The following is a 2,190-nucleotide window of genomic DNA, read 5'->3' as shown; positions in this document are numbered from 1 at the left end:
GTCTGCGTATTTGACGCGTCAGGGGCTGCGCAATGAATCGGGACGGACCCGGTAGGGAGTTTTTTTACAGCCTCAACGTCGAAGCTGAGGGGCCCGGAACGGCGAAGTGCCGCAGGGAAAGAATGAAATGATGCCCGAAGGCGCGGCGCCGTGTAGGGTCCGGTTGAGCGAATGGTTAGTCCTCAGCTCCAAAGTTGCCACCATGCTCGCCGCGGGGTGGCCTTGTCTTTGAGTCCGCCTCGGTCGGCAGCAACTTCTCTTCCAAGAGCAGCAAGATCACGATGCAGATGGTCGCACTGCTCGGCCTCTCCTGATGCAACCAGCCGAATCTGAATCACTCGATTGGACCCTTTGTATCGGATGCAGCCGACATCCTGAACTTCAAATGCCTGAATCATCCGATGCATTTCTCGTGCATTCGAGGGCTGCTTGCTTACGTAGCAATGGCCATCCGGAGATGATTCAAAGAGATCGTCCGCAACGGTGAATGGCATGTTGCATGAGAGGCAGCACCCATCCTCAACATAGAAGTCACCTGGCACGTTACTCGGATGCGGCTTGCAGGGTTCCATAGCTTGTTTTGAGGCCTAACGTTCGAGCTGAGCGGCCGCAGCCAGCTGGCCGCGCGAAGCTGAAAATATACGGGAAGCGTAGCGCGGAAAGATGGCCGAATCCACTCGAGCGCAGGGTTAGGCCGCACGTTCCGGCAGGACCAACTTTGCATTTGATAGCAATCCCTGCGCATCGATCTCACGACATTCTGTCCACCTGCGTGCGCCAATCGCAACGGTTGAGGGCGTGAACAAGGGTACAAAGCCTGACGCGATTGGGATAATGCCAAAGTTGACTGAGGATCGCGTGGGCACTGATGTGTAGAAAAAGCGGCGTTCCTCGGCCTTCACAGTCAGAAGTTGTTGTACTGCATCCTGGGTGGCGGGTCGAACCCTCGTTTCCAGGTTGTGTTGTCCAGGATCAAGTGACAGAACCGTGTACGCGTCCGGTGGTAGAACTGCCAGCAAAGTGTCATTTATGTGGACTTCCACAGCCGCATTGTCCCGGGGTATTCGGATCAAGTAGGCGATTGCCTTGCCTGGTAAAGGATCCTGAAGTGGCGTATCGGGAGGAAATACAAGGGGTCTGTTGTCGGTCGATGCGCAACCGGCCACAAGAGTGCCGAGAGAGAAGAGGGCGAAGCGACGATGCATGTTTGTGCGGCCAAACGTTGAAGCTAACCGGCCCGCGACGGCGGGACGCCGCAGGGCCAGAATGAAATGAGGCCCGAAGGCGGCATGCCGTTGCGGATCCGGTTGAGCGACCGGTTAGGCGGCGCGCCTGATAGCTCCAGCCGACGGGGTGCATTCGAGCGAAATTTCAATGGCCTTGCCTTTGATCGGCTTCTCCGATTTGGTCTGGTGTGCGTAGTGCTGAGTGGAAACAATTGAGTTGTAGATCATTTTTTCCGGTACGCCAGCCACTCGCAATGCGGCTGTGAATTCCAATGCCAAAGCGCTAGGTTTCATTTCTTCACTAATTTTCAGATTCTTCTGCACCTCTGTCACCGAAGCCACTAACTCAAATGGTTCTCGAATGCACTTCTCTCTCATCTGCGACACCATGTGCTGAATCGAATTCCGCTGAGCTCCGCTCATCGCAGTGGCAGCAGAGGAAAATTCAAACACCTTCAGACTTAGCATCCGGACGGGCTCTGCTGCAGCCATGCCCGCAAGAAGCAATCCCAGAAAAATTCCCGCGATCAACTTGACCATAGAAGCCTAACGTTGAAGCTGAGCCGGAGCCGCAGGCGATCGGCTCGAGCGACCGGTTATGCAGAGCCACTTCGAGGGCACTGCGGTGGAGGTGGCCGACAGCATACCGAAGCTGTACCCATGAGGCGCTCGGCTGAGGCGGCAAGCGCGTTGTTCTTCTGCGGGCCGACGGAGAAACAAGAAAAGAGAATGAGCAGCTTGGCCAAGACCGGCAAGATCACGGCGGCCGAATGCTGAGCCGGATCGGATGCATCCTGACGCCGAGGAAATCATGGCAGATTGCTCCGCGCGATCGAGGCGAGCGAACGACCGAAACCGGACCTTCAAGCGTTGCTTAGCTTGCTGCATAACGAGGCTGTCCAATAACCCGATATCCCCAACCACCCGCACTACTCTGGGCGTGTGAATGTCGGCGAAGGCGAGT

1 protein-coding gene is annotated in these 2,190 nt (G+C 56.3%); it reads right to left on the bottom strand.

The window, feature by feature from the left end; genetic code table 11:
• Nucleotides 1–1,319: 1,319 nt before the first annotated feature.
• Nucleotides 1,320–1,766 carry a hypothetical protein gene (locus LNV28_RS24935; protein WP_263521097.1) on the bottom strand — a complete coding sequence of 149 codons (447 nt, stop codon included), beginning with the start codon at nucleotides 1,764–1,766 and terminating at the stop codon, nucleotides 1,320–1,322.
• Nucleotides 1,767–2,190: the final 424 nt, after the last annotated feature.

Origin of the sequence: Paucibacter sp. DJ2R-2 (assembly GCF_025717675.1) — a bacterium.
In the GTDB taxonomy this organism is placed as follows: Bacteria; Pseudomonadota; Gammaproteobacteria; order Burkholderiales; family Burkholderiaceae_C; genus Paucibacter_A.
This window is presented reverse-complemented; position numbering and strand designations above follow the sequence as displayed.